Below are 22,904 nucleotides of genomic sequence, written 5' to 3'. Positions count from 1 at the left end.
GAGGACACGACTGTGGCCCGCACCCCCGGCAACGGGGGTGCGGGCCACAGTCGTCGTGCGGCTCCCGGACGGGTCCGGATCACCGGTCAGCCGTTGCCGCCGGTGAAGTAGTTCTGCAGGCCGGGGACCTTGAGCGATCCGCCGAACTGGCCCGCCTGCTTCACCGTCGCGTTGGTGAAGAAGGCGAAGGGCACGTTCAGCGGCGGCGGGGTCTCCGGGCTGAAGGTGACGGGGATGATGCCGAAGAGGTTGCCCTTCAGCTCCTCCGTGTACATCGTCACCGTGCCGTTGCGGATGGTGGAGGTCGAGCCCTCCTCCGCCTTGACGTGGCCGGTGGTGCCGACCGGACCCTTCGTCAGCTGGTGCAGGTCCTTGATGTCGACGGTGTCGGCGGTGAACTTCAGCACCTTCTTGATGCTGCCGTTGTACGTCCTCACCTCGACGATGCCCGCGTAGTCGAGCCCGGTGAGCGTGAGCTTCGAGGTCTCCAGCGTCCACGGGTCGTCCGGGAGCAGCGGGATGCCCTGCTCCAGGTCGGCCGCTGCCAGCGCCTCGGGGTCGGCGGTGGGGCAGGGGAAGCGCTCCTTGGCGCCGTCCGGGATGTCCTCGTCCTTCACCGGGTCGAGGCCCTTGACGTCGTCGTCGAGCTCCTCGACGTCCTCGCCCGCCTTCTCGGCCGCGTCACGGATGGCCTCGGTGGTCTTGTCGACCGTGTCCTTCGCCGTCTCCGTGGCCTTCTCCACCGGCTTGGTGGCGGCCGCGCTCTCCGACGGCTCCGGGCTCTCGGCGGTGGCGTCGGACGACGGCTCGGCCGTCTCCTTGTCCGGTCCGTCGAAGAGGTCCTTGAGCGCGTCACCGACACCCAGCGGGTCGAGGGGGTTCTTCGACTCGGTGGGCGTGGGAGTGGCCGAGGTGGCGGCCTTGTCCCCGGAGGTCTCCGCGGGCTCGTCCTCCTCGGACGCGCTCGCACTGGCGGAGGGCTTCGGTGCCGGGCTCCCGCCGCTCTCGTCGTCCTTGTCCGTGCCGCCCTTGTCCGCGTCGTCCTTGCCGGCGTCGTCGGAGGCCGTCGCGCTCGGGGTCGGCTCCGCCTCGGGCTCCTGCGACTCGGACGGTTCGTCGGACCGGGTCACACAGGGACCGGGCGCGAACGGGATGTCCGAGCTGTCGTCGGCCATGGCCAGCTTGGGGGTGAGCCCCATCCCCACGAAGACGGCCGTCGGCATCGCGGCGAGCGCGAACGCCTTCTTGCCCGCGGGCATGTGCAGCTTCGTCAGGAGCGACTTCCTCGGCGCCGCGTGGCGGGGCCCTCTCCGCTCCGGAAAGTCCTCCGGACCGAAGTCGTTCGTCTGCCCGTCGTCACCCCGCACGATGCCTCCCACCGTCGGCCTCCGCCGCGGCCTTGAACAGCATGGGCTTCCGCGGGGCCTCAGCCGTGCCGTAGGACTCCTGAGCCCGCTCCGGGGCCTCGGGGGCCTCAGGGGCCTCGCCCAGGTACACCTGCTCCTCCGGGCGGCTCTCGGGCGCCGGGGCGCCCTTCGCGTCGGCCGGGGCCCAGGCGATGGAGAGGGCTCCGCCGAGGAGCGAGAACGCGAAGCCGACGATGAAGCCGCCGATGTTGGCGACGGGTATGGAGATCAGCGCGAGCAGGATCGCGGCGACACCGGCGAACACCCGCACGATGCTGTGGAACCACATCGTGAGGCCCAGCGTGATGAGCAGGACCCCGATGATCAGCGACCCCGCACCCGCGGTGGTGGACATCGCGATCGTCATGTTGCCGAGGTGCATGTTGGCGTACGGGAAGTACGCGATGGGTAGACCACCCAAGATGGTGAACAGGCCCGCCCAGAACGGCCGGTTACCCCGCCAGGTGCGGAATCCCCGCCGGTAGACGGTGAGGTAGTGCTCGTTCTGCCCTGTGGACTCGGGGCTCATGGAAAACAGCTCCCTGGAACCGGTACTGCTGTGAGAAGTGAAGGGGTGGGTGGCCGGAGACCCTCACGGGGCTCCGGCCACCCGGGCGAGTGCTAGAAGCACTCCTTGACGCCCTTGTGCAGCTTCAGGCTCAGGTTGCTGAGCTTGAAGGTGCCGGCAGTGGTCGCCCACGCCGTCTGCTCCACGTTGGACAGCGTGGCCTTCTTGGCCCGCTGGGCGAAGCCGTTCGGGTTGACGGCCTTCTCGGTACCGGTCTGGATGCCGGGCTTGCCCATCGAACCGGCCGCGACGCCGATGTCTATCTGCTCGAAGTACGCGTCAGCGTCGAGCTGGGCGACGTCGAGGTAGAGGTTCGTCGCCTCGACCGGCTTCTTCGGGTCGGTGCCCGCGTTCAGCTCGAGGCTGACGCTGCCGAGACCGAAGGGCAGGTCGGGCGTGACCACCGACTGGCACATGTTGGTGATCGTGGCCTTGCTGAAGCCCGACACCGCCACCGGGTGCGCCGCGTCGTTGCCCTTGAGGTCCTTGCCGACAGCGACGCTGCCGTACTGGACGAAGTCCTCACCGACGAGCTTGTCGGTGGAGACCTTGAAGCTCTGGCCGGAGACGCTGAACGACGCTGCGAGCGCGCCCTGCGCCAGACCGACGCCGACAGCGGCGGTCGCGACGACGCTCGGCACCATGACCAGAGCGAAACGCTTCCATCTGGTACCACCGCGAACCTGCGAACTCATAAATTTCCTCCTTCTCGGACGTACATCTCCGGTACGGGCATCGTGCCCGCCCTGGGATGGGAGAAGTGCTACGTCCTCGGGAAGGAGAGCGCCCGGACCGGAGGCGCGTACCGCATCCGAATCACCGGCGATCACCCCCGAGCGACAACCACTGGCCGCGCGTGTGCGCAACCGGTTTCGGACAGGCCCTGCCCAGGGGCAGGAACCCCCCTGTCCGCGATCGGCGCCACTGCCGCCGACCACCCGGTGGGGACCCAACGGACCCACCTGCGCCGACTGGCCGTCGGGCTGGCGGGTATTGGACCGAGCGTGGCCGATCGTGGTGCATTCGCGGCTGTGACACAAGGGGGGTCGTTACTCGCTAGTAACGGCCCGATAACCGGGATACGACAAAGCGGTACCGACCGGCCACACAGGGTGGCCCCGGGGGGACGCGCGAATGGCGGGATTCATGACCGAATACGGACAGATCCCTGGAGGTGATTTACTGCCAGTAACAGTGCGTACTTTTATCAAGTTTTGGTAAAGCGGACGGGTTCCTTGTCGTTCGCCCGCGAAAACGGCCGTGGTGCCCCCGGGGGCTCCACGGCCGTGTTGTCACATCAGAACAAGACGCGCGCGAGGGCGGTCCGTGCGGCGGTGACCCTGGGGTCGTCCGGCCCGATCACCTCGAAGAGCTCCAGGAGCCGCACCCGTACGGCGTCCCGGTCGTCGCCGAAATTGCGGCGGACCGTCTCGACGAGGCGGCCGAAGGCGTCCTCCACGTGACCACCGACGAGGTCCAGGTCGGCAGCGGCCATCTGCGCCGCCGGCGCGGCCGGATTCTCCGCGGCCTCCTTGCGCACCTGCTGCGGGTCCAAGCCCGCGACCCGGCCCAGCAGTTCGGCCTGGGCGAGGCCCAGCTTCGCCTCGGTGTTGACCGGGTCGTCCGCGAGGACACCCTTGTACGCCTGGACCGCGCCGTCGAAGTCGTTGTCGTCCAGCGCCTGCGCGGCGGACTCCAGCTGCGCGTCGTGCGGTCCCGCGGGGACCTCGGCGGGGGCGGCCTCGTCGGCATCCGCCCCGGCGCCCTGGTCGACCACGATCCCGGTGAGGCCGAACCGCTCCTCGCCGACCTGGATCAGCTGGTCCAGGGTCTCGCGGATCTGGCTCTCCGGGGCCGCGCCCTGGAAGAGCGGGAGGGCCTGCCCGGCCACCACCGCGAAGACGGCCGGGATGCCCTGGATCCCGAACTGCTGCATCAGCATCTGGTTGGCGTCGACATCGACCTTGGCCAGCACGAAGCGGCCGTTGTACTCGGCGGCGAGACGCTCGAGGAGCGGGCCGAGCTGCTTGCACGGCTCGCACCACTCGGCCCAGAAGTCGATGACGACGGGCACTTCGGTGGAGCGCTGGAGGACGTCGGTCTCGAATCCCGCCTCATCGACGTCGATCACCAGGGAGGCGGGGGCCACGGCACCGCCGCCACCCTGTCGGGCGGACTCCGCGCGGGCCTGCTCCGCCTTCGCCTTGGCGTCGCCGGCCGCCTTCACAGCGGCGAGGTCGACGACGCCGCTCATGGACATGTTCCTAGGCTGCATACGTACATCCTCCCCCCTGGGCGCACCGTTCCGGAAAGCGATCCGTGAACCGCCTCCGTCCACGGCCACGCCGGTGTGCGCGGCGCGCGGACGGAAACGGTCCCGGGGCCCTGAAAAACCCCGTGTTCGGTGCCGGGTCCCCACCCGGCGCCTGTGGCTGTCGATCAGTCGTGGCGCAACGAAGGACAGACCGTCGCTTCTTACGCTACGACCCGTAGCGTAACTGTCCGCACCCCCTGCTGGGCAAGAGGGCGCGGTGATCTGTCTCACGGGCTCCGGGGCCGGTCAGTGGTACTTACCGGCCGGTATGGTCACCCGCATGCTGAGCCGCAGCCCCACCGAACCCACCCGATCCGGGCGTCCCCGCAGCGCCGAGGCCGACGCCGCGATCCTGGAGGCGACCCGTGCGTCGCTGGTCGACCTCGGCTGGTCGAAGCTGACGATGGGCGATGTGGCGACGCGGGCCGGGGTCGCCAAGACGACTCTCTACCGGCGGTGGGCCGGCAAGAACGAGCTGGTCGTGGACGCGGTCGCGGTCCTCTTCGACGAACTGGAGCTGCCCGACCTCGGCAGCCTCGCGGCCGATGTGGAGGCCGTGGTCCTCCAGTTCGCGGCCCTGCTGGAGCGGCCGGAGACCAAGACGGCGCTGATGGCCGTGGTCGCGGAGTCGACACGCGACGAGGCGCTGCGGGACCGGATAAGGAATTCGATCGTCGCCCGGCAGAAGCGGCTCGTCCTCCAGGGGCGCGAGCGGGCGCAGGACCGCGGGGAGCTCCCGCTGGAGCCGGACCCGGCCGTGGCGGCCCGTACCGTCGACCTGATCTTCGACGTGATCGCCGGCGCGGTGGTGCACCGCGCGCTGGTGAGCGCCGAGCCCGTCGATGCCGACTGGGCCCAGCGCTTCACCCTCCTGCTGCTCTCCGGACTGGGAGCGGCGGCCTCGCAGGGGGACTGACGTCCTCTCAGAACCCCGGCGGCTCCGTGTAGGTGCCCCACTCGTCGCGCAGCACGCCGCAGATCTCGCCGAGGGTCGCCTCGGCCCGCACGGCGTCCAGCATCGGCCCGATCATGTTCGAGCCGTCGCGCGCCGCGGCCAGCATCGCGTCCAGCGCGCCGCGCACCTTCGTCTCCTCGCGGCTCCCCTTGCGCCCGCCGAGCTCGCGGACCTGCTCGCGCTCGACCTCGTGGCTGACCCGCAGGATCTCCAGGTCACCGGTGACGGACCCGTGGTGGACGTTGACCCCGACGACGCGCTTCTCCCCCTTCTCCAGCGACTGCTGGTAGCGGAAGGCCGATTCGGCGGTCTCGCCGGTGAACCAGCCGTCCTCGATGCCGCGCAGGATCCCGGAGGTCATCGGCCCGATCGGGTGCTTGCCGTCCGGATGTGCCCGGGTCCCCCGCTCCCTGATCTGCTCGAAGATCTTCTCCGCGTCCGCCTCGATGCGGTCGGTGAGCTGCTCGACGTACCACGAACCGCCCAGCGGGTCCGCGACGTTGGCGACGCCGGTCTCCTCCATGAGCACCTGCTGGGTGCGCAGCGCGATCTCGGCCGCCTGCTCGGAGGGGAGGGCGAGCGTCTCGTCCAGGGCGTTGGTGTGCAGGGAGTTGGTCCCGCCGAGCACGGCGGAGAGCGCCTCCACCGCGGTGCGCACGACGTTGTTGTACGGCTGCTGGGCGGTGAGCGAGACGCCGGCGGTCTGGGTGTGGAAGCGGAGCCACTGCGCCTTGTCGGTCTTCGCGCCGTAGGTCTCCTTCATCCAGCGGGCCCAGATCCGTCGGGCGGCCCGGAACTTGGCGATCTCCTCGAAGAAGTCGAGGTGCGCGTCGAAGAAGAAGGAGAGCCCGGGGGCGAAGGTGTCGACGTCCAGGCCGCGGGAGAGGCCGAGCTCCACGTACCCGAAGCCGTCGGCGAGGGTGTACGCGAGCTCCTGCGCGGCCGTGGCCCCGGCCTCCCGGATGTGGTACCCGGAGACGGAGAGCGGCTTGTAGGCGGGGATGTCGCGGGTGCAGTGCTCCATCAGGTCGCCGATGAGGCGCAGGTGCGGCTCGGGCTGGAAGAGCCACTCCTTCTGCGCGATGTACTCCTTGAAGATGTCGGTCTGGAGCGTGCCGTTGAGCACCGCCGGGTCGACACCCTGCCGCTCCGCGGCGACCAGGTACATGCAGAAGACCGGGACGGCGGGTCCGCTGATCGTCATGGAGGTGGTGACGTCGCCGAGCGGGATGTCCTGGAACAGGACCTCCATGTCGGCGGCGGAGTCGATGGCGACGCCGCAGTGGCCGACCTCGCCGAGCGCGCGGGGGTCGTCGGAGTCGCGGCCCATCAGGGTCGGCATGTCGAAGGCGACGCTGAGTCCGCCGCCGCCGTTGGCGAGGATGGACTTGTACCGCTCGTTGGTCTGCTGCGCGTTGCCGAAGCCTGCGAACTGCCGGATGGTCCAGGTGCGGCCCCGGTAGCCGGTGGCGTGCAGCCCCCGGGTGAAGGGGTACTCGCCGGGCCAGCCGATCCGCTCGAACCCCTCGTACGTGTCGCCGGGGCGTGGCCCGTACACGGGCTCCACCGGGTCCCCGGAGAGCGTGGTGAAGTCCGCGTCGCGCTTGCGGGCCTTGTCGTAACGGGCCTGCCAGCGGCGGCGGCCTTCCTCGATCGCATGAGCGTCCATGGATCAAATTTACTAGGACGTCCTAGTAAATGTCGACGGCAAACCGCCCGGCGCTTCGCGCGGGGCGGTTCGGGTGGTGCGGATCAGGCCTTGACGGCCTGCGGGGAGGCGTCGGCGACCAGCGGCTCGATCTCCCGGACGACCTTCCGCTCCACGAAGAACGCGGCGGTCGGGATCGTGCCGGAGACCAGCACCCAGAGCAGCTTGCCGACCGGCCACTTCGCCTTGGAACCGAGGTCGAAGGCGAAGACCAGGTAGATGATGAACAGGACACCGTGGAGCTGCGACACCACGAGGGTCAGGCCCTCACCGGTGTCGAATCCGTACTTGAAGACCATGCACACGCAGAGGATCATCAACATGACGGCGGTGACGTAGGCCATCACCCGATAGCGGGTCAGCACACTGCGTTTCATGGAATCGAGCGTAGCCGGGACGCCGGGGCGATCTTCAGGCGCCCCGCCCCTCACTCCCGCTTGTCGTCGAAGTCCTGCGCGGCCACCCGGAGCGGGCGCAGCATCGCGAAGATCTCGGCGCACTCCTCCGCGTCGTACACCCCGAGCCCGAAGTCCATCTCCATCAGGTCCTGGCTGGCGGCCTCGACGACCTCGCGCCCCTTGTCCGTGATGGAGGCCAGGGTTCCGCGCCCGTCGTTGGGGTTGGGGCGCTTGTCCACCAGACCTGAGCGCACCAGCCGGTCGACGGTGTTCGTCACCGAGGTGGGGTGGACCATCAGACGCTCGCCGATCTTGGACATCGGCAGCTCACCGGCCTGCGAGAAGGTGAGCAGGACGAGCGCCTCGTACCGGGCGAAGGTCAGACCGTACGGCTTGACCACCGCGTCCACCTCCGCCAGCAGGATCTGCTGGGCACGCATGATCGACGTGATCGCACCCATGGAGGGCACCGGCCCCCATCGCCGGTGCCAGAGTTCCTCGGCGCGGGCGATGGGATCGAAGGGGAGGCTGAGCGGCTTCGGCACGGCACGACCTTACCCACTGGTCACATGGCGGTCAGCCCTGTCTCGCACTTCGGTACCGGACACGTGTTCTACGCACCTCCACGACGAGCAGGAGCGTGCAGACGGTACCGATCGCGCCCGAGTACGCGACCACCTGGTGCACCGGGAGGAATTCGGCCGCCAGACCAGCGAGCGCCATGCCGAGACCCTGGACCGTCATCAGACCCGCGGTGAGAATCGTCATGGCCCGGCCCCGCAGCTCCTCCGGGACCGCCTCGACGAACCACTGGTCGAGTCCGATGACGTACGCGGCACCGGCTCCGGCGAGCACGAGGGCCGCCAGGGCCAGGGCCGCGCCCGGGCGGAACGCGTACAGCACGAGGGGCAGCAGGCCGAGGGCGGCGACCGGCAGGACGAGCCGGGAGCGGGCGGCCGGGCCCAGGGCCGTGCCCACGTACAGCTCGGCACCGATGTGGCCGACGGCCATCGCGCACATCAGCAGCCCCACTCCGGCGGGACCGACGTCGATCACGTCCGCGTACGGCGCCGCGAGCGCCTCCGGGGCGACCACGAAGAAGGCCGGGACCCAGAAGAGCAGGAGGAGGCCCCGGGTCCCCCGGTCGCCGAGGACGGCCCGCGCCCCGGCGAGGGACTCCTTGAGCAGCGCCCCGCCGGCACCCTCCGCCGTGCGCGCGGGCCGGTCCGCGGTGCCCAGGCGCAGCAGGGCGGCCGAGCAGAGGAACGTGAGCACGGTGACGGTGATCGCCCCGCGCGGCGACAGCGCGGTGAGCAGCACCCCGCCCGCGCCGAAGCCGACGAGCATGGCGCTCTGCGAGACGAGGCGCAGCAGCGAGCGCCCCAGGACGTAGAGGTCGCCCTCGCCCAGGATGTCGGTGAGGGCCGCCGTGCGCGTCCCCGTGAAGACGGGCGCCACCGCGGCCACCACGCAGCGCAGCGCGAGCAGCCCCGCGACGGGGGTGCCGGGCAGGACCATCACGGCGACGCAGCCGGCGCAGATCAGGTCGCAGGTGACGAGGACGCGGCGGGCGGGGTAGCGGTCCGCGACCCCGGCGAAGAGCGTGCCGCCGACGACGTACGGGAGGAAGCCGAGCGCGAAGGTGAGGGCGGAGAGCAGCGGTGAGCCGGTGAGGTCGTAGACGAGCACGGTGAGCGCCAGCTCGCTGACGACCACACCGAGGAGGGAGAGCAGGTGCGCGGCGAAGACCGCCCGGAACTCCCGCACGGCGAACACGGCCCGGTATCCGGCGGCCGGGGCGCCCTCCGGGGGCGGTACCGGGGAGAGCACCTGGGCGGCGGGCTCTTCGCGAGGTGCGCTCGCGGCGGTGGTGGTGTCGTTCGGCATGGACGCAGCCTGGAGGAACGCCCCCGCGTCCCCGTAGACTTTCGGCTCACACCGAATCCTGGGTGCCTCATGCCGTTCCATCTGCACTTCGACGAGAGCGACCTGCTCCGCTGCCGCTTCGCGCTCTCACCGCTCTGGGAGACGCAGGAAGCGGTGCGCACCCTGCACCGCCCCGGCCGGCACGGCTACCACCTGCCCTGGCTGCGGCGGATCGCGCAGGGTGCCGCCGGGCTGGACCTCGGACCGCTGTGGGCGTTGATGCCGGACGGCGGCCACAACCCCGACTTCATCTGTCCGCCGCCGCTCGGACCGCTCGCCGGCTTCGCCGAGGAGATCGCGGCCGTCCGGGCCACGGATCCGGCCACCGCCCGCGCCGACATGGCGCTCGCGCTCGCCGACACCCCCGGCGGCCCGCACTCCCCCGTCGGACAGCGGCTGCTGGCCGACCCCGCACGGGCGGTACAGGAGCTGACGGACCTGCTGGAGCGCGCCTGGCAGGTGATGGTCGAGCCGCACTGGCCGCGCCTGCGCGCCCTGCTGGAGGCGGACATCGCCTTCCACTCGCGCCGCCTCGCCGAGGTCGGTTTCGAGCGGCTGCTCGGCGAGATCAGCCCGCAGCTGCGCTGGGCGGACTCGACCCTGACCGTGGCCGGCACCAGGGGGAACCACAGCCGGGCCCTGGGCGGGCAGGGGCTCGTCCTGATGCCCAGTGTCTTCGTGTGGCCGGATGTGGTCGGCGGCTACGAAGCGCCCTGGCAGCCGGCCGTGATCTACCCCGCGCGCGGCATCGGAGGGCTGTGGACGGAGTCCGCCGACCGTACGCCGGAGACGCTCGCCCGGCTGCTGGGGAGGGCACGCGCCGACGTGCTGTGCGCCCTGGGGGAGCCCGCCGGGACGAGCGCGCTGGCACACCGGCTCTCGCTCGCCCCGTCCTCCGTGTCGGCACACCTGTCGGCGCTGCGCGCGGCGGGCCTGCTCACCTCACGGCGCTACGGCCACCAGGTGCTGTACGAGCGCACCCCGCTGGGCATCGCTCTGGCGGCGCAGGAGTCCTGAGCCCGGGGGCCGCCGCGCACGCGCGGATCAGCTCCCGCCCGCCGGAGTGGCGGCCAGTGCGGGCTCCGCCTCCTGGACGGGACGTTTCGTGCGGGACCGGTCCTCGACGAGGCGGCTGCCCCGCTCACGCAGCACCGTGACGACCAGCACCACGCCCGGCACGAGGGCGGTCACCACGGGAAGCGCCGCCCGGACACCCATCGCCGCATGGGTGCAGGCGAGCAGGAGGCTCAGCGGGCCCAGCAGACACGTGACCACGGCCACGGGACGGTGGAGCAGCATCAGGGTGTAGCTGAGCAGCCGTCCCGGCTCCACGCGGAACAGCGCCTTCCCGTACTCCCGCGGGAGCACCCCGCCCGCCCACGGGGAGCGGTCCGGCCGGCGGGCGGCGGAGACCGTTCCCTCCCCGTCGGCCGGCACGTCCGGGGTCCGGAGGGAGCGCCAGGGGTGTCCGGTCAGCGGGTTGCGCAGGCGGTGGATCCCGAAACCGGTGGTCAGCTCCACCGAGGCCGAGTCGTGGAAGCCTCCGGCCTGACGCAGCGCCGCGACGCGGACGACGGCCCCGGTACCGGCCAGCACGGGCGTGCCGTGCCGGTTGCCCGCGCGCTGGACCAGCCCGTCGAAACCGGACCGCCGGACCCCGGCGAGGGCCCCTGCACCACTTCCGCGGGCCCCCCGGCCCACGACGAAGGCGACGTCGGGGTCGCGGAAGTGGCCCGCCACCCGTTCCAGGAAGTCCGGTCTCGGGACGTGACCGGTGTCCACCGGGAAGAAGATCTCGTAGTCGCCACCGTGCTTGGCCAGCCAGGCGTTGTGGTTGCCGTGGACCGCCCCGGCCCGGTGCGGGCCCTGCTCACGATTCCACTCCGGCACTCCGAGGCGGGTGAAGTGGTGCACGCCCAGCTCGGCGCAGAGCATCCTGGCCTCCGGGTCGTCGCCCTCGTCGAGCAGCCACACGTCGAGCGGTCCGGAGCGGCGCATCCGTACGGCACCCTCCAGGGTCGCCCGCACCGCGGAGAGGGGCTCCCTGCCCGGTACGTACGTGGTGAGGAAGGCGGCCGCGGCGCCGGGACCGGGCGCGACCGGGGGCGGGTCCTCGGCCACCGACACCGCGTACGCGACGGCGACCGCGTTGACCAGCAGGAACAGCTCGATCAGGCCGACGGACACCAGCGTCGCGGAGTCGGCGAGCACCAGCCATCTCCGGCCTTCTCCGCGCGCGGCCCAGTGCGTGGGCCACAGCAGGTGGAGCAGCAGCAGTCCGGTGAGCGCGGGAGCGAGCGCCATCGGCAGCACCGCTCCTATTCGGTGCGCCCCGGTGCCCAGGAGGGCGCGACACCTCACCGGGCGCCCTGTCGCGGGCGGTTCCGCGAGACCGCTGTCGTGGTCGTAACCCTGCGACGGCATCACGCCTCCCATGGTCGAATATGCCGATAGGCCCACAGAAGGGGAGATGAGGCACGGTGTCGACCCGGCAGGTCCGAGTGAGGGGATTTCTTCGCCCGAACGGGAGGAGCCCCCGTCGCCGGGGGCCCCTCATGTCCGCGCGCGGCGGGGAGTACGGACGGTGCGTCAGCCCGCCAGGTGCCGTTCCACCGTCTCCACCTTGGAGGTCAGGCCGTCGGTGACGCCGGGCCGGATGTCGGCCTTCAGCACCAGCGAGACACGGCCCGCACGCGCCTCGACGGCGGCGACGGCGCGCTTGACGACGTCCATGACCTCGTCCCACTCACCCTCGACGGAGGTGAACATCGCGTCCGTGCGGTTGGGCAGGCCCGACTCGCGGACGACGCGGACGGCGTCGGCGACGTACTCACCGACGTCCTCGCCCACGCCCAGCGGGCTGACGGAGAAGGCGACGATCATGCGCTGACCGTCCCCTCGGCGCGGGCGCGCGCGGCGATGACGCCGTCGGCCTCGTACTTCTTGAGCAGCTTCTCGCCGTAGAGGCCCCCGAACGGCACGACCGCGAGGAGGAAGAACAGGCCGACGCGCTTGAGGGGCCACTTGGCCTTGACCCAGACGTCCACCAGGAAGATCACGTAGATCGTGAAGAGGATGCCGTGGAGCGCGCCGAGGGGCGGCATCAGGAAGTCGATGTCCGAGACCCGCATGAGCAGCGAGCCGAAGATGAGCAGCGCCGGGAAGGACAGCGCCTCGGGAAGCGAGATGAGGCGCAGCCGGTGCAGGGCGGAAGCGGTCTTGATGTCCACGAGGGCACCTTCGGTGGGAGGGGCGTGTCGGCTTGTGAACGCAGGCACAAGCACAGCCATTGTGGCATCGGCCGCACCCCTCCACGGCAGGGGGTCCACACCCGGCGCCCGCGGCGCGTATCGGCGCATATCAGGGTAGTGCCGGGGTCGGGAGCGGCGCCCTGGCTCTGTCCGCCGGACTCTCCTGCGGCTACCGTCGCACTGTGGCGATGTTCCGACTCCAAGGCAGCAAGACGCTCGCCGTCGACCTGACAGGCGATGCCGTCAAGGCGAAGAACGGCTCGATGGTCGCGTACGGCGGCCAGATGGCTTTCAAGAAGATGTCCGGGGGCGGTGAGGGGCTCCGCTCCATGGTGACCCGCAGGCTCACCGGCGAGCAGATGGTGATGATGGAGGTGAAGGGGCAGGGCACCTGCTATTTCGCCGACCGGGCGAGCGAGATCAACCTCGTCTCGCTGCACGGCGAGACGCTGTACGTCGAGGCGAGCAATCTGCTGGCCACCGACGCGGCACTGCGCACCGGAACCTCCTTCACGGGCCTGCGCGGCGGGGCGAGCGGGAACGGCCTGTTCACCACGACCGTCGAGGGCACCGGGCAGGCGGCGATCATGTCGGACGGCTCGGCCGTGGTGCTGCGGGTGACGCCCCAGTACCCGCTGAACGTCGACCCCGGCGCCTACATCGCCCACCAGGGCAGGCTCCAGCAGCACTTCCAGTCCGGGGTGAACTTCCGGACCCTCATGGGCGAGGGCTCCGGCGAGTCCTTCCAGATCCGCTTCGAGGGCGAGGGGCTCGTCTACGTCCAGCCCAGCGAGCGGAACACCGTCGGGGGCGATGTCTGATGCCGTTCCGTGAGATCAACTCGAAGATGGTCGAGGCCGCGGTGGGGCCCGGCCAGAAGATGTACAGCCAACGCGGCGCGATGATCGCGTACCGGGGCGACGTCTCGTTCACGCCCAACGTCCAGGGCGGACAGGGCGGCCTGGGGTCGATGATCGGCCGGCGCATGGCGAACGAGGCGACCCCGTTGATGACGGTCGAGGGCAGCGGGACGGTGATGTTCGGCCACGGCGGCCACCACATCCAGGTGATCAGCCTGGCCGGCGACACCCTCTACGTGGAGGCCGACCGGCTGCTCGCCTTCGACGGGACACTCACCCAGGGCACGATGTTCATGGGCTCGCAGGGCGGGGTGATGGGCATGGTGCGCGGCCAGGTGACCGGGCAGGGCCTCTTCACGACCACGCTCAAGGGCCACGGCGCGGTCGCGGTGATGGCGCACGGCGGGGTGATCGAGCTGCCGATCGCACAGGGAAGGCCGGTGCACGTGGACCCCCAGGCGTACGTCGCCCACCACGGGGACGTGACCAACAAGCTGTCCACGGCGCTCGGCTGGCGCGACATGGTGGGGCGCGGTTCCGGTGAGGCGTTCCAGCTGGAGCTCAGCGGCAACGGAGCGGTGTACGTCCAGGCGTCGGAGGAGAAGCTGTGAGCACGCCGGTGATCTTCGACCCGATGACGCTTCCGTCGGACGACAACGTCAACGCCTACACCTTCTGCGTGGAGCTCAAGGGGAGCCAGTGGTTCCTGCAGAAGGGCAAGATGATCGCCTACTACGGGCGGATCGACTTCAACGGCATCGGGCACGGGCGCTTCGAGCGGCTGATCCGCACGAGCTTCCACTCCCCGTTGCACGCGAGCGACTGGGTGGTGGCCGAGGGCAGCGGCAAGATGCTGCTCGCCGACCGGGCCTTCGACGTGAACTCCTTCGACCTGGAGAACGGCAACCTCACGATCCGGTCGGGCAACCTGCTGGCGTACCAGCCGACGCTGGCGCTGAAGCAGTCCATCGTGCCGGGGTTCCTGACCCTGATCGGGACGGGGAAGTTCGTCGCCGCGTCCAACGGTCCGGTGGTCTTCATGGAGCCGCCGCTGCGGGTGGACCCGCAGGCGCTGGTGGGGTGGGCGGACTGCCCCTCGCCATGCCACCACTACGATCACGGCTACATGACCGGCGTCATGGGCGGGCTCCGCTCCCTCACCGGAATCGGCGGCACCTCGGGCGAGGAGCACCAGTTCGAGTTCGTCGGGGCGGGCACGGTACTGCTCCAGTCGACCGAGGTGCTCATGCCCGAACAAGCCACCGGTGCCGTCCCGCACGAGCCGGGGGTGCCGGGGGGCGGCCCGGGAGCCGGTCAACACGGCTCCACACCCCGCATGCCCGGTCAGCTGGGGGACCTCCAGCGTCGCTTCGGGCTGTGAACGGTAGTCTGCGGAGTGTGACGTCCGGCAGTGCGTGCGAGGCGTCACACTCCCAGACTTCGTCCGTCTTTCAACATCTTAGGTAGAATCCATACATGGAGACCGAGACGGCCACCCGCTGGCTGACCGATGCGGAGCAGTGCGCATGGCGCACCCACCTGGACGTCAGCAGGCTGCTGACGCATCAGCTGGAGAAGGACCTCCAGCCGTTCGGCCTGACCATGAACGACTACGAGATCCTGGTCAACCTCTCGGAGTCGGAAGAGCAGCGGATGCGGATGAGCGACCTCGCCGCCGCCACCCTTCAGTCCAAGAGCAGGCTCTCGCACCAGATCACCCGCATGGAGAACGCCGGCATGGTGCGGCGCCAGCACTGCGAGTCGGACCGGCGCGGGCTCTTCGCGGTCCTCACCGACCTCGGCGCGGAGACCATGAAGAAGGTCGCGCCGCACCACGTCGAGTCCGTGCGCAGGCACTTCATGGACCTGCTCTCCCCCGAGGAGCTCGGCGCACTGCACGCGGCCCTGACCCCGATCGCGGACCATCTGCGCGGGCGGCGCGGCAAGCCGTAGCGGCGTCCGCTCTCAGCCGTCGGCCGTACGTTCCCGCTCCGTGCCGGACCGCCCCGGCAGCCGCAGGGTGAACCGTGCCCCGCCGCCCGGTGCCGTCCCCACCGTCAGCGTCCCTCCGTGGCGGGAGGCGACGTCGCGGGCGATGGCCAGACCAAGGCCGGCTCCGCCGTCGTCACGGCTGCGGGCGTCGTCCAGGCGCACGAAGCGCTCGAAGACGCGCTCCCGTTCGGCCTCGGGGACGCCTGCGCCGTCGTCGGTGACCTCCACGAGCACGTCGCCCCGCTCCGCCCGCACCGAGAGGCCGACCGAACGCTCCGCGTGACGCTCGGCGTTGTCCAGCAGATTGCCCACCACCCGGGCCAGCTGCCCGCGGGAACCGGTGACTTCGAGCGGCCCCGCGCCCTCCACCGACACCTCGGGCGGGACGCGGTCCGCCGCGCGCTGCGAGGTCTCCTCCCGGACCAGAGCGCCCAGGTCGACCGCCGTGCGCCCCGGCCGCTCCCCCGCGTCCAGACGGGCGAGCAGCAGCAGATCGGCGGCCAGCACCTGCAGCCGTACGGTGTCGGCGACCGCTCCCGGCACGTCGAGCAGCTCCGGGTGGGCGGCTCCCACCTCCAACTGCGTGCGCAGCGAGGCGATCGGGCTGCGCAGCTCGTGCGAGGCGTCGGCCACGAAGCGCCGCTGCCGGTCGACCGACCCCTCCAGCACGGTCAGGGTCTCGTTGGTGGTGCGGGCCAGCCGCGCGATCTCGTCCCGCGAGTCCGGCTCGGGCACACGGCGGCCGAGGTCCTCGGACGCGGTGATCGCGGCCAGCTCCCGCCGGATGCCCTCGACCGGTCGCAGTGCGCGCCGGGTGACCAGCCAGGTCACCCCGGCGACGACGAGCAGCATGACGGGCAGCCCCGTCAGCATCGCGTTCCGTACGGTGTCGACGGCCTCCTGCTCGGCCGCGAGCGGGGCGCCCGCGTGGACGGTGAGGGTGACGTCCTGCTTCGTGGTCGCCTCGACGGTGGCGAAGCGGTAGTCCGCCTCCTCGCCGTCGACGGTGGCGGTGCCGTTGGTGAAGTGCGGCTGGTCGGAGGAGACCTCACCGCGGGCCGGATCGCCCCCGTCGTCGTCATCGTCATCGTCGTCGTCGTCGCCCGGGGCAGGCCCCGGGGGAGCCGGTGCGACCCGGGACGATCCCGTCCCCGAGATCGCCTCCAGGTCCTTGGACACGGCCACCACGCGCCCAGACCCGTCGGTCACCTGGACCGGATGGGTCTCCTCGTCGCCCAGCTCCAGCTCCGCGTAGGCCACACCCAGGGCCAGCTGTCCGGCCGCCTCGCGCGCGGCCACCTCCGCCTCCAGGCCGGCCCGGTCCGTCAGGTTGCCTCGCAGCACCGCCAGCACGGCGAGCCCGGCGGCGATCAGGGCGACGGCGACGACCAGGGTGGCGCCCAGGGCCGCCCGGGCGCGTACGGACCTCACGGCGTCTCCAGCCGGTAGCCCGCGCCCCGTACCGTACGGATCGACGCGGCGCCGAGTTTGCGGCGCAGGGTGCTGACGTAGACCTCGACGATGTTCGGGTCGCCGTCGTAGGCGAAGTCCCAGACGTGCTCCAGGATGTCCGCCTTGCTGACCACCTCGCCCGCCCGCAGCACGAGCTGCTCCATGACGGCGAACTCCTTCGCGGTCAGGACGACTTCGTCCTCGCCCAGGTGCACCCGCCGGGCAGCGGTGTCCATCCGCAGCGCGCCGGCGGTCAGCACCGGCGAGGCGGAGCCGCCACGACGGCGCAGCAGGGCCCGGATCCGGGCGACGAGCACGACGTAGGAGAACGGCTTGGTCAGGTAGTCGTCGGCGCCCGTGTCGAGGCCCTCCGCCTCGTCGTACTCCCCGTCCTTCGCGGTCAGCATCAGGATCGGCGTCTCGTGCCCCGCGGCACGCAGGGCGGCGCAGATCCGGTAGCCGTTCATCCCGGGCAGCATGATGTCCAGGACCACGAGGTCGTGGACGCCCTGGCCGGCCACGTGCAGGCCCTCCAGGCCGTCGTGCACGACGTCGACGGCGAAGCCCTCGGCGGTGAGTCCCTTCGCGAGGGACGTCGCGAGACGCTTCTCGTCCTCCACGATCAACAGGCGCATGGGGACAGCTTCGCAAACCGAACCTGAAGACGCCTTCAGGTGGCTTCAGGCTGCGTTCAGCATCGCCGGGCCAGTGTGGGTCCCGTCGCTCAGCACAGCCCATCCCCTCGGGAGGAACCCACCATGAAGCGCAACATCGCCGTCGCCGCCTTCACCGCGGCCGTACTGGTCGGCGGCGGACTCGCCACGACCGCGGCCTTCGCCGACTCCGGCAGCAGTGGCCAGGACGACCGGACGGCCACCGCGGACCGGTCGGCCGGGAACACCGGGGCCGCCCGGAACGCCACGACCGGACGCGTCGCCGTCGACGAGGCCGTCGGCGTCGCGCTGAAGGCCGTCCCCGGCACGGTCACCGAGGCCGAGCGGGACGATGACGACGACGACCGCGCCGGTACCGTCTGGGAGCTCGATGTGTACGGCTCCGACAAGGTCTGGCACGACGTGACGGTGGACGCCGCGAGCGGCAAGGTGCTCTCGGACCGCGAGGACGACGACAACGACGACCGCGACCGCCACGCACCCCGGTCCGCGGCGGTCTCCCTGGACGCGGCGGTGAAGGCGGCGCTCGGCGCGCAGCCGGGCACGGTGACGTCGGTGGACCTGGACGACGACGATGACGACCACACGAGCGGTGCGCTGCGCTGGGACGTCGATGTGACGGGCAAGGACGGCAAGCAGCACGAGCTGCACGTGGACGCGAAGAGCGGCAAGGTCACCGTGGACCACGACGACGACAACGACGGTGACGGTGACGACGACTGAACCGTCCCGTCGGGCCGACGATGCCCACTACGGTCCTGGCCGGTTCCGCCTCACGGCGCGAAGCCGGACAGGACCGTGCCGTTGTCCGGCGAGGAGAGGAACAGGGCCTCGTCCACGGCGATCAGGGCGGGCGTGGTCCCGCGAACGGGCAGCGAGAAGATCTTGCCCGGGCCGGGAGGGTTCTCGCCGTCGGCGTCCAGTTCGTAGGAGTCCACCGTGACGTCCGCGTGGACGAACGCACTGGAGCCGACGACCGAGACGTCCCCGGCCGCGTCGTCGATCAGCGTGTCGACGTAGTGCCACCGTTCCTCACCGTCGCTCAGCCGGAAGGCCCGCACCCGGCCGGGCGTCGAGACCACCACCGTGCCGTCCGTCGTCACGGCCGGCTTCATCGCGCCCTCCACGCCCTCGGCCAGGACACGGCGGCGGGCGGGATCGGACAGGTCCGTCACCGTGAGGTCGTCCCCGGCGACACAGATCAGCTCGCCGTGCTTGAGCACAGGGTGACCGCACCCCGCCGTCTCCTCTCCGCCACCCGGCAGGCGCTCACCCGTCCCGGCGTCGAAGACCCGGACGTCAGCGCCCACGGCCACCACCCGGCCGTCACCGGCGAGGAGCGTGAACTCGAACTGGTCGTAGTCCGCGGCCCACTTCTGGGGTTTCTTCGCGCCGGTGATCTGCTGGGCCACCAGGGTGCCGGCCGATCCGCCCTTCACCTGGGCGACGTAGTAGACGACCCCGTTCGCGTACACGGCCCCCGTCCCGAGGCGGCCGTCCGGAAGGGGCCGCCGCCACACCCGCTTGCCGTCGGTGAGGCGCAGCCCGACCAACTCGTCCTGTACGAAGGCGTAGACCGTGCCGTCCTCCACCGCGGCGACGGACCGGCCGGCCGTACCGGCCTCGGACCCCCGCTCGTCCGGGAGGTTCCAGCGCTCACGGCCGGTCGCGGCGTCCAGAGCGGTGACACCGTGCTCACCGGAGCAGACGAGGGTGCCGGCCGACAGCACGCAGCCGTACTCGCCCGTGCCCTCCTCGGACTGCCAGGGCTTCCAGCCGGCCGGCCGTGCGGAGAGCTTCCCACCGCGGGACCCGAAGTCGTCGGTGCGGCCGGCGTCCGCCCCGGGCACGACCGTGGGCCCGGAGGCGGACGTCGGCGCGGACGCCGGGGCCGACGCACCGGGCTGCCCTGCGGCCGGACCGCCGCCGCCACCGCCGTCGAGCAGGCCGGGCAGGTACACAGCCCCCAGAACGGCGCAGACCACAGCGATCGCGGCCAGGGCCACCAGCGGCCCCCGCCGCCGGGTGGACGCGGGTGGCGCGAATGGTGCGGGTGGCTCCTGCGGCGGTGCGGACGGCATCGGTGGGGCCACCCGCACCGACGCCGCGCGGCGCAGGGCCTGTTCGGTGTGGGCGGCGAACTGCTCCTGGAGCGCGTCGTGCCACGGGAAGGGACCGGTCACACCTCCCGGGCGGAGCAGCGCGGCGAGTTCGTCCGGGGTGGGCCGGTCCTCGGGCCGGATGGCGAGGCAGCGCTCGACCACCGGACGCAACCCGGCTGGTACGCGGTCGAGTTCGGGTTCCCCGTGCGCGATCCGGAAGATGACCGCCGCCATGTCCGGGTCGTCGAACGGACCGCGCCCGCAGGCGGCGAAGGCGAGCACCGCCCCCAGGCAGAACACGTCCGATGCCGGGACGAGGGCCCGAGAGCCGTTGACGTGCTCGGGCGAGATGTAGCCGGGGCTGCCGACCACCACCCCGGTCCGGGTCAGCTGGGTCGCCTCGAAGGCCTGGGCGATCCCGAAGTCGATGACCTTCGGCCCGTCGGCACCCAGCAGGACGTTGCCCGGCTTGAGGTCCCGGTGCAGCACCCGCACGGCGTGCATGTCGGCGAGTGCCAGCGCGAGGCGCGAACCGGCCGCACGGACCACGGACTCGGGCAGCGGGCCGGTGCGGGAGACCGCCTCGGCGAGCGACGGGCCGGGGACGTACTCCGTGGCGAGCCAGGGCGTCGCCCCGGTGGCGTCCCCCGCGACGAGGGCCGCCGAGTGCCGGCTGCGCACGGCACCGGCCGCCGCGATCTCCCTGCGGAAGCGGATCCGGAAGCCGTCGTCGAGGTCGAGCCCGGCGAGCACGGTCTTGAGGGCGACCAGTCCGGCGAGCGGGGCGCCGGGAACCACCGGGGCGTCGTCCGCCCGTGCCAGGTACACCTCGCCCATGCCGCCCGCGCCGAGCAGCCCCAGGAGCTGGTAGGAGCCGATGCGGGTGCGGCTTCCGGGGGGCAGGGGCCCGATCACGAGGCGTCCGGGCCGGGCATCGCGACGGAGACGGCGATGCCGTGGCGGTAGACGATGTGCACGACCCGGCCCGTCGGGAAGATCTCGGGGGGCCTGTTCTCCATGCCCAGCGCGATGCCGTAGCTGGGGTTGTACGGGTCCTCGATCTCGGGGACGGGTACGTCCTCGACGGGGGTCCGTCTCAGGGGCCCCGGGCCGCCCCCGTCGCCGAGCGCGACGCTGTACAGCGCGTCGGTGTCCGCCCAGAGGAGCGTGCCGTCGACGAGTGCCGGGGCGGAGGCCGGGTTCTCCTCGCGTGCCTCCGCGTCCTCTCCCAGGCCGTAGCGGCCCAGGACCTTGCCGTCGGCCCGCCCGACCAGGACGATCTCCGGTTCCTCGGTGTCCGCTGCCGCGTCATCGCCCACCGGCACCGGCGCCGACGCGCCCGTCCGGTAGACCGTCACCCGCTCGGTCTCCGCCACCACGGCCGCGTACGCGCCCACTGCGGCGGGCGGGTCCTCCCGGCCGGTGCCGTCCTGGGTCTCCGGGCAGTGGACGGCGAACTCGGACGGAGTCTCCTCGGGGCAGCCGGTGTCCCGCCGGGCACCGTCCTTGGTGCCGAAGGCCTGCAGGCCCTCCTCGTTGCTGGCGTACAGCACGCCGTCCTTGGCGCCCAGCGGCCAGAAATCGCGGCGCTGGGCCTGGGCCAGGTCCTGCCCGACGAGCGGCTTCCGCCACTTCTCCGACCCGTCCCGCACGTCGAAGGCGGCGATCTCGGATCCGTCGGGCAGGTCGCCGATGTCCGCGAAGACCATCCCGTCCGCCACCCGCGGTGAGCTCTCCGCCATGTGGGCTCCACCGGTCCGGGCCTCCCAGAGGGAAGTGCCCGTCTTCGCGTCGACGGCGAGCAGGCGGTTACCGGTCGCGAAATACACCGAGTCCGCGTCCGCCACCGGGACGGTGGAGCCTCCCGGCATGAAGAACTGCCCGGTGGGGCTGATCCGGGCGTCCCCGCCGTCCTGCTCCTCGACGGCGGTATACGTCCAGAGGCTCTTGCCGTCGGACGTGGAGAGCGCCTCGTACGATCCGTCGGCCGTACGGCAGACCACCGCGTCCTGGCCGGCCGTGCAGCCGAGCGGGGTGCCGGAGAAGGTCGCGTGCCATGCCTTCCAGCCGGCGGGACCGGAGGGCGTGGGGCTGCTGCCTTTTTTGGCGTCCCCGCCCCCACCCTCGTCCCCGTCCCGCAGCGCCAGCAGACCGCCCGTGGCCGCCCCCGCCAGAACGACGACGGCCAGCGCCGCGCCGAGGATACGACCACGGCGGCGGGCGGGACGGGCGGGGGCGGCGGGCGGCGGCAGCCCGGGCCCCTGGGTGGGGAGTCGGTCCGCCGGTGTCCGGCTGCCCGTCGCCGCCTGCGTCGGGGTGTACCCCGGCAGCAGCGGCCCGCCCAGCGCCCGTATGGAGGCCAGCTCCCGCTCGTACTCGGCGATGTGGGCCGCGACCGGGGCCGGCCACCGCACGGAGCCCTCCGGCGCGAGCCGTGCGGCGAGCACGGCGGGGGTGGGGCGGGCGGCGGGATCGGCCGCCAGGCAGTCCTGGAGCACCGCGCGCAGGGCGTCGGGCACCCCGTCGAGGTCGGCCTCGACGTACTTGACGCGGTACAGCACCGCGGCCACCGGACCGTCGCCGAACGGGTCGCGGCCGGTGGCCGCGAAGCACAGGACGGACGCGAGGCAGAAGACGTCGGAGGCGGGCACCACGCGTCCGCTGCCCGCGACGTGCTCCGGGGACATGAAGGCAGGGCTGCCGATCATGCGGCTGGTCGTCGTGAGCGGGGTGGCACCCGCGCCGCGGGCGATCCCGAAGTCGATCAGGCGCGGTCCGTCGGCGGCGAGCAGGATGTTGCCGGGCTTCACGTCCCGGTGCACGACGCCGGCCTCGTGGACGGTCTCCAGGGCCCGGGCGAGCTCCGCCCCGAGCATCCGGACCTCTTCCTCGTCCAGCGCACCCGACCTGCGTACCGCGGCCGTCAGGGTCGGGCCCGCGACGTAGCCGGTGGCCAGCCAGGGCACGTCCGCACCGGCGTCGGCGTCCAGGACCGGGGCGAGGGCGGGCCCGGTCACCGACCGGGCGACCTCGGTCTCGCGGTGGAAGCGCTGCCTGAATCCGGGGTCCTGCGCCACCTCGCGGCGGACCGTCTTGACCGCGACGGGAGCCGTGTGCCCGCCGGGACCCCCGGAGTCCTCACGGAGCCCGAGGAAGACCTCTCCCATTCCGCCCGCACCGAGCCTGGCCAGCACCGTGTAGGGCCCGATGTGTCTCGGTGAGTCCTCGCGCAACGGCCCCAGCATGCATCCCCCGATGTGCCCGGCTCCCGGTGCGCACCCCACGCACCCTTCCGCCG

Annotated in this window: 21 protein-coding genes and 1 pseudogene; 7 read left to right on the top strand and 15 right to left on the bottom strand. The window is 71.8% G+C overall.

Features of this window, described 5'->3' with window-relative positions:
* Nucleotides 1–86: 86 nt before the first annotated feature.
* The 4 genes from ACFUNE_RS07545 to ACFUNE_RS07530 form a co-directional block, all read right to left on the bottom strand.
* The gene (locus tag ACFUNE_RS07545; protein WP_383564155.1) at nucleotides 87–1,367 is read right to left on the bottom strand and encodes a hypothetical protein; all 1,281 of its coding nucleotides are present in this window, start codon (nucleotides 1,365–1,367) and stop codon (nucleotides 87–89) included.
* Nucleotides 1,357–1,935 (bottom strand): DUF6114 domain-containing protein, encoded by a 579-nt coding sequence (locus tag ACFUNE_RS07540; RefSeq protein WP_383563605.1) that lies wholly within the window; start codon nucleotides 1,933–1,935, stop codon nucleotides 1,357–1,359. The genes ACFUNE_RS07545 and ACFUNE_RS07540 overlap by 11 nt, the downstream gene beginning before the upstream one ends.
* Before the next feature lie 92 nt (nucleotides 1,936–2,027).
* On the bottom strand, nucleotides 2,028–2,669 hold the full coding sequence (locus ACFUNE_RS07535) for a DUF6230 family protein (protein ID WP_329232972.1): 642 nt from the start codon (nucleotides 2,667–2,669) through the stop codon (nucleotides 2,028–2,030).
* 602 nt (nucleotides 2,670–3,271) lie between these two features.
* The gene (locus ACFUNE_RS07530; RefSeq protein WP_383563602.1) at nucleotides 3,272–4,249 is read right to left on the bottom strand and encodes a tetratricopeptide repeat protein; all 978 of its coding nucleotides are present in this window, start codon (nucleotides 4,247–4,249) and stop codon (nucleotides 3,272–3,274) included.
* Nucleotides 4,250–4,568: 319 nt separating this feature from the next.
* On the opposite strand from ACFUNE_RS07530, the gene ACFUNE_RS07525 reads away from it, so the two are divergent.
* The gene (locus tag ACFUNE_RS07525) at nucleotides 4,569–5,204 is read left to right on the top strand and encodes a TetR/AcrR family transcriptional regulator (protein ID WP_383563599.1); all 636 of its coding nucleotides are present in this window, start codon (nucleotides 4,569–4,571) and stop codon (nucleotides 5,202–5,204) included.
* A gap of 7 nt (nucleotides 5,205–5,211) precedes the next feature.
* Here the strand turns inward: ACFUNE_RS07525 and ACFUNE_RS07520 are convergent, their stop codons facing one another.
* From ACFUNE_RS07520 to ACFUNE_RS07505, 4 genes and pseudogenes are all read right to left on the bottom strand, one after another.
* Nucleotides 5,212–6,912, bottom strand: a complete 1,701-nt coding sequence (locus tag ACFUNE_RS07520) for a methylmalonyl-CoA mutase (protein ID WP_383563596.1) — start codon at nucleotides 6,910–6,912, stop codon at nucleotides 5,212–5,214.
* An 83-nt stretch (nucleotides 6,913–6,995) separates the two neighbouring features.
* Nucleotides 6,996–7,328: a DUF3817 domain-containing protein gene (locus ACFUNE_RS07515; protein WP_383563593.1), complete on the bottom strand. Its 333-nt coding sequence runs from the start codon at nucleotides 7,326–7,328 to the stop codon at nucleotides 6,996–6,998.
* A 50-nt stretch (nucleotides 7,329–7,378) separates the two neighbouring features.
* A complete protein-coding gene (locus ACFUNE_RS07510) occupies nucleotides 7,379–7,894 on the bottom strand; it encodes a MarR family winged helix-turn-helix transcriptional regulator (protein ID WP_383563590.1) in 516 nt (171 codons plus the stop codon).
* 9 nt (nucleotides 7,895–7,903) lie between these two features.
* Nucleotides 7,904–9,236: pseudogene (locus ACFUNE_RS07505) on the bottom strand (MFS transporter).
* Between the two features lie 69 nt (nucleotides 9,237–9,305).
* Here ACFUNE_RS07505 and ACFUNE_RS07500 point away from each other — a divergent pair.
* Complete coding sequence (locus ACFUNE_RS07500; RefSeq protein WP_383563587.1) at nucleotides 9,306–10,292, top strand: DUF5937 family protein; 987 nt, start codon at nucleotides 9,306–9,308, stop codon at nucleotides 10,290–10,292.
* A 27-nt stretch (nucleotides 10,293–10,319) separates the two neighbouring features.
* Here the strand turns inward: ACFUNE_RS07500 and ACFUNE_RS07495 are convergent, their stop codons facing one another.
* The 3 genes from ACFUNE_RS07495 to ACFUNE_RS07485 form a co-directional block, all read right to left on the bottom strand.
* A complete protein-coding gene (locus ACFUNE_RS07495) occupies nucleotides 10,320–11,699 on the bottom strand; it encodes a glycosyl transferase (protein ID WP_383564153.1) in 1,380 nt (459 codons plus the stop codon).
* A 165-nt stretch (nucleotides 11,700–11,864) separates the two neighbouring features.
* Entirely contained in the window at nucleotides 11,865–12,158 is a 294-nt protein-coding gene (locus ACFUNE_RS07490) for an MTH1187 family thiamine-binding protein (protein WP_031091528.1), read from the bottom strand.
* Nucleotides 12,155–12,505, bottom strand: coding sequence for a DUF3817 domain-containing protein (locus ACFUNE_RS07485; protein ID WP_383563585.1), 351 nt, complete (start codon nucleotides 12,503–12,505; stop codon nucleotides 12,155–12,157). The genes ACFUNE_RS07490 and ACFUNE_RS07485 overlap by 4 nt, the downstream gene beginning before the upstream one ends.
* A gap of 209 nt (nucleotides 12,506–12,714) precedes the next feature.
* Between ACFUNE_RS07485 and ACFUNE_RS07480 the strand changes: the two genes are divergently transcribed.
* The 4 genes from ACFUNE_RS07480 (at nucleotide 12,715) to ACFUNE_RS07465 (ending at nucleotide 15,339) form a co-directional block, all read left to right on the top strand.
* Nucleotides 12,715–13,347 (top strand): AIM24 family protein, encoded by a 633-nt coding sequence (locus tag ACFUNE_RS07480; protein ID WP_383564151.1) that lies wholly within the window; start codon nucleotides 12,715–12,717, stop codon nucleotides 13,345–13,347.
* Complete coding sequence (locus tag ACFUNE_RS07475; protein ID WP_383563583.1) at nucleotides 13,347–13,997, top strand: AIM24 family protein; 651 nt, start codon at nucleotides 13,347–13,349, stop codon at nucleotides 13,995–13,997. Before ACFUNE_RS07480 ends, ACFUNE_RS07475 begins: the two co-directional genes overlap by 1 nt.
* Nucleotides 13,994–14,767: an AIM24 family protein gene (locus tag ACFUNE_RS07470; protein ID WP_383563580.1), complete on the top strand. Its 774-nt coding sequence runs from the start codon at nucleotides 13,994–13,996 to the stop codon at nucleotides 14,765–14,767. Before ACFUNE_RS07475 ends, ACFUNE_RS07470 begins: the two co-directional genes overlap by 4 nt.
* A gap of 95 nt (nucleotides 14,768–14,862) precedes the next feature.
* On the top strand, nucleotides 14,863–15,339 hold the full coding sequence (locus ACFUNE_RS07465) for a MarR family winged helix-turn-helix transcriptional regulator (protein WP_383563577.1): 477 nt from the start codon (nucleotides 14,863–14,865) through the stop codon (nucleotides 15,337–15,339).
* A 12-nt stretch (nucleotides 15,340–15,351) separates the two neighbouring features.
* Here ACFUNE_RS07465 and ACFUNE_RS07460 read toward each other — a convergent pair whose 3' ends face one another.
* Together ACFUNE_RS07460 and ACFUNE_RS07455 are read right to left on the bottom strand one after the other, a co-directional pair.
* Entirely contained in the window at nucleotides 15,352–16,809 is a 1,458-nt protein-coding gene (locus ACFUNE_RS07460; protein WP_383563574.1) for an ATP-binding protein, read from the bottom strand.
* Nucleotides 16,806–17,465: a response regulator transcription factor gene (locus ACFUNE_RS07455; RefSeq protein WP_383563571.1), complete on the bottom strand. Its 660-nt coding sequence runs from the start codon at nucleotides 17,463–17,465 to the stop codon at nucleotides 16,806–16,808. The genes ACFUNE_RS07460 and ACFUNE_RS07455 overlap by 4 nt, the downstream gene beginning before the upstream one ends.
* Before the next feature lie 123 nt (nucleotides 17,466–17,588).
* Between ACFUNE_RS07455 and ACFUNE_RS07450 the strand changes: the two genes are divergently transcribed.
* Complete coding sequence (locus ACFUNE_RS07450; RefSeq protein WP_383563568.1) at nucleotides 17,589–18,227, top strand: PepSY domain-containing protein; 639 nt, start codon at nucleotides 17,589–17,591, stop codon at nucleotides 18,225–18,227.
* Nucleotides 18,228–18,277: 50 nt separating this feature from the next.
* Here ACFUNE_RS07450 and ACFUNE_RS07445 read toward each other — a convergent pair whose 3' ends face one another.
* Together ACFUNE_RS07445 and ACFUNE_RS07440 are read right to left on the bottom strand one after the other, a co-directional pair.
* Nucleotides 18,278–20,521 (bottom strand): protein kinase, encoded by a 2,244-nt coding sequence (locus ACFUNE_RS07445; protein ID WP_383563565.1) that lies wholly within the window; start codon nucleotides 20,519–20,521, stop codon nucleotides 18,278–18,280.
* Nucleotides 20,518–22,839, bottom strand: a complete 2,322-nt coding sequence (locus ACFUNE_RS07440) for a protein kinase (RefSeq protein ID WP_383563562.1) — start codon at nucleotides 22,837–22,839, stop codon at nucleotides 20,518–20,520. The genes ACFUNE_RS07445 and ACFUNE_RS07440 overlap by 4 nt, the downstream gene beginning before the upstream one ends.
* Between the last annotated feature and the right edge of the window lie 65 nt (nucleotides 22,840–22,904).

It is taken from the genome of Streptomyces sp. NPDC057287 (assembly GCF_042667905.1).
Lineage (GTDB): Bacteria > Actinomycetota > Actinomycetes > Streptomycetales > Streptomycetaceae > Streptomyces.
This window is presented reverse-complemented; position numbering and strand designations above follow the sequence as displayed.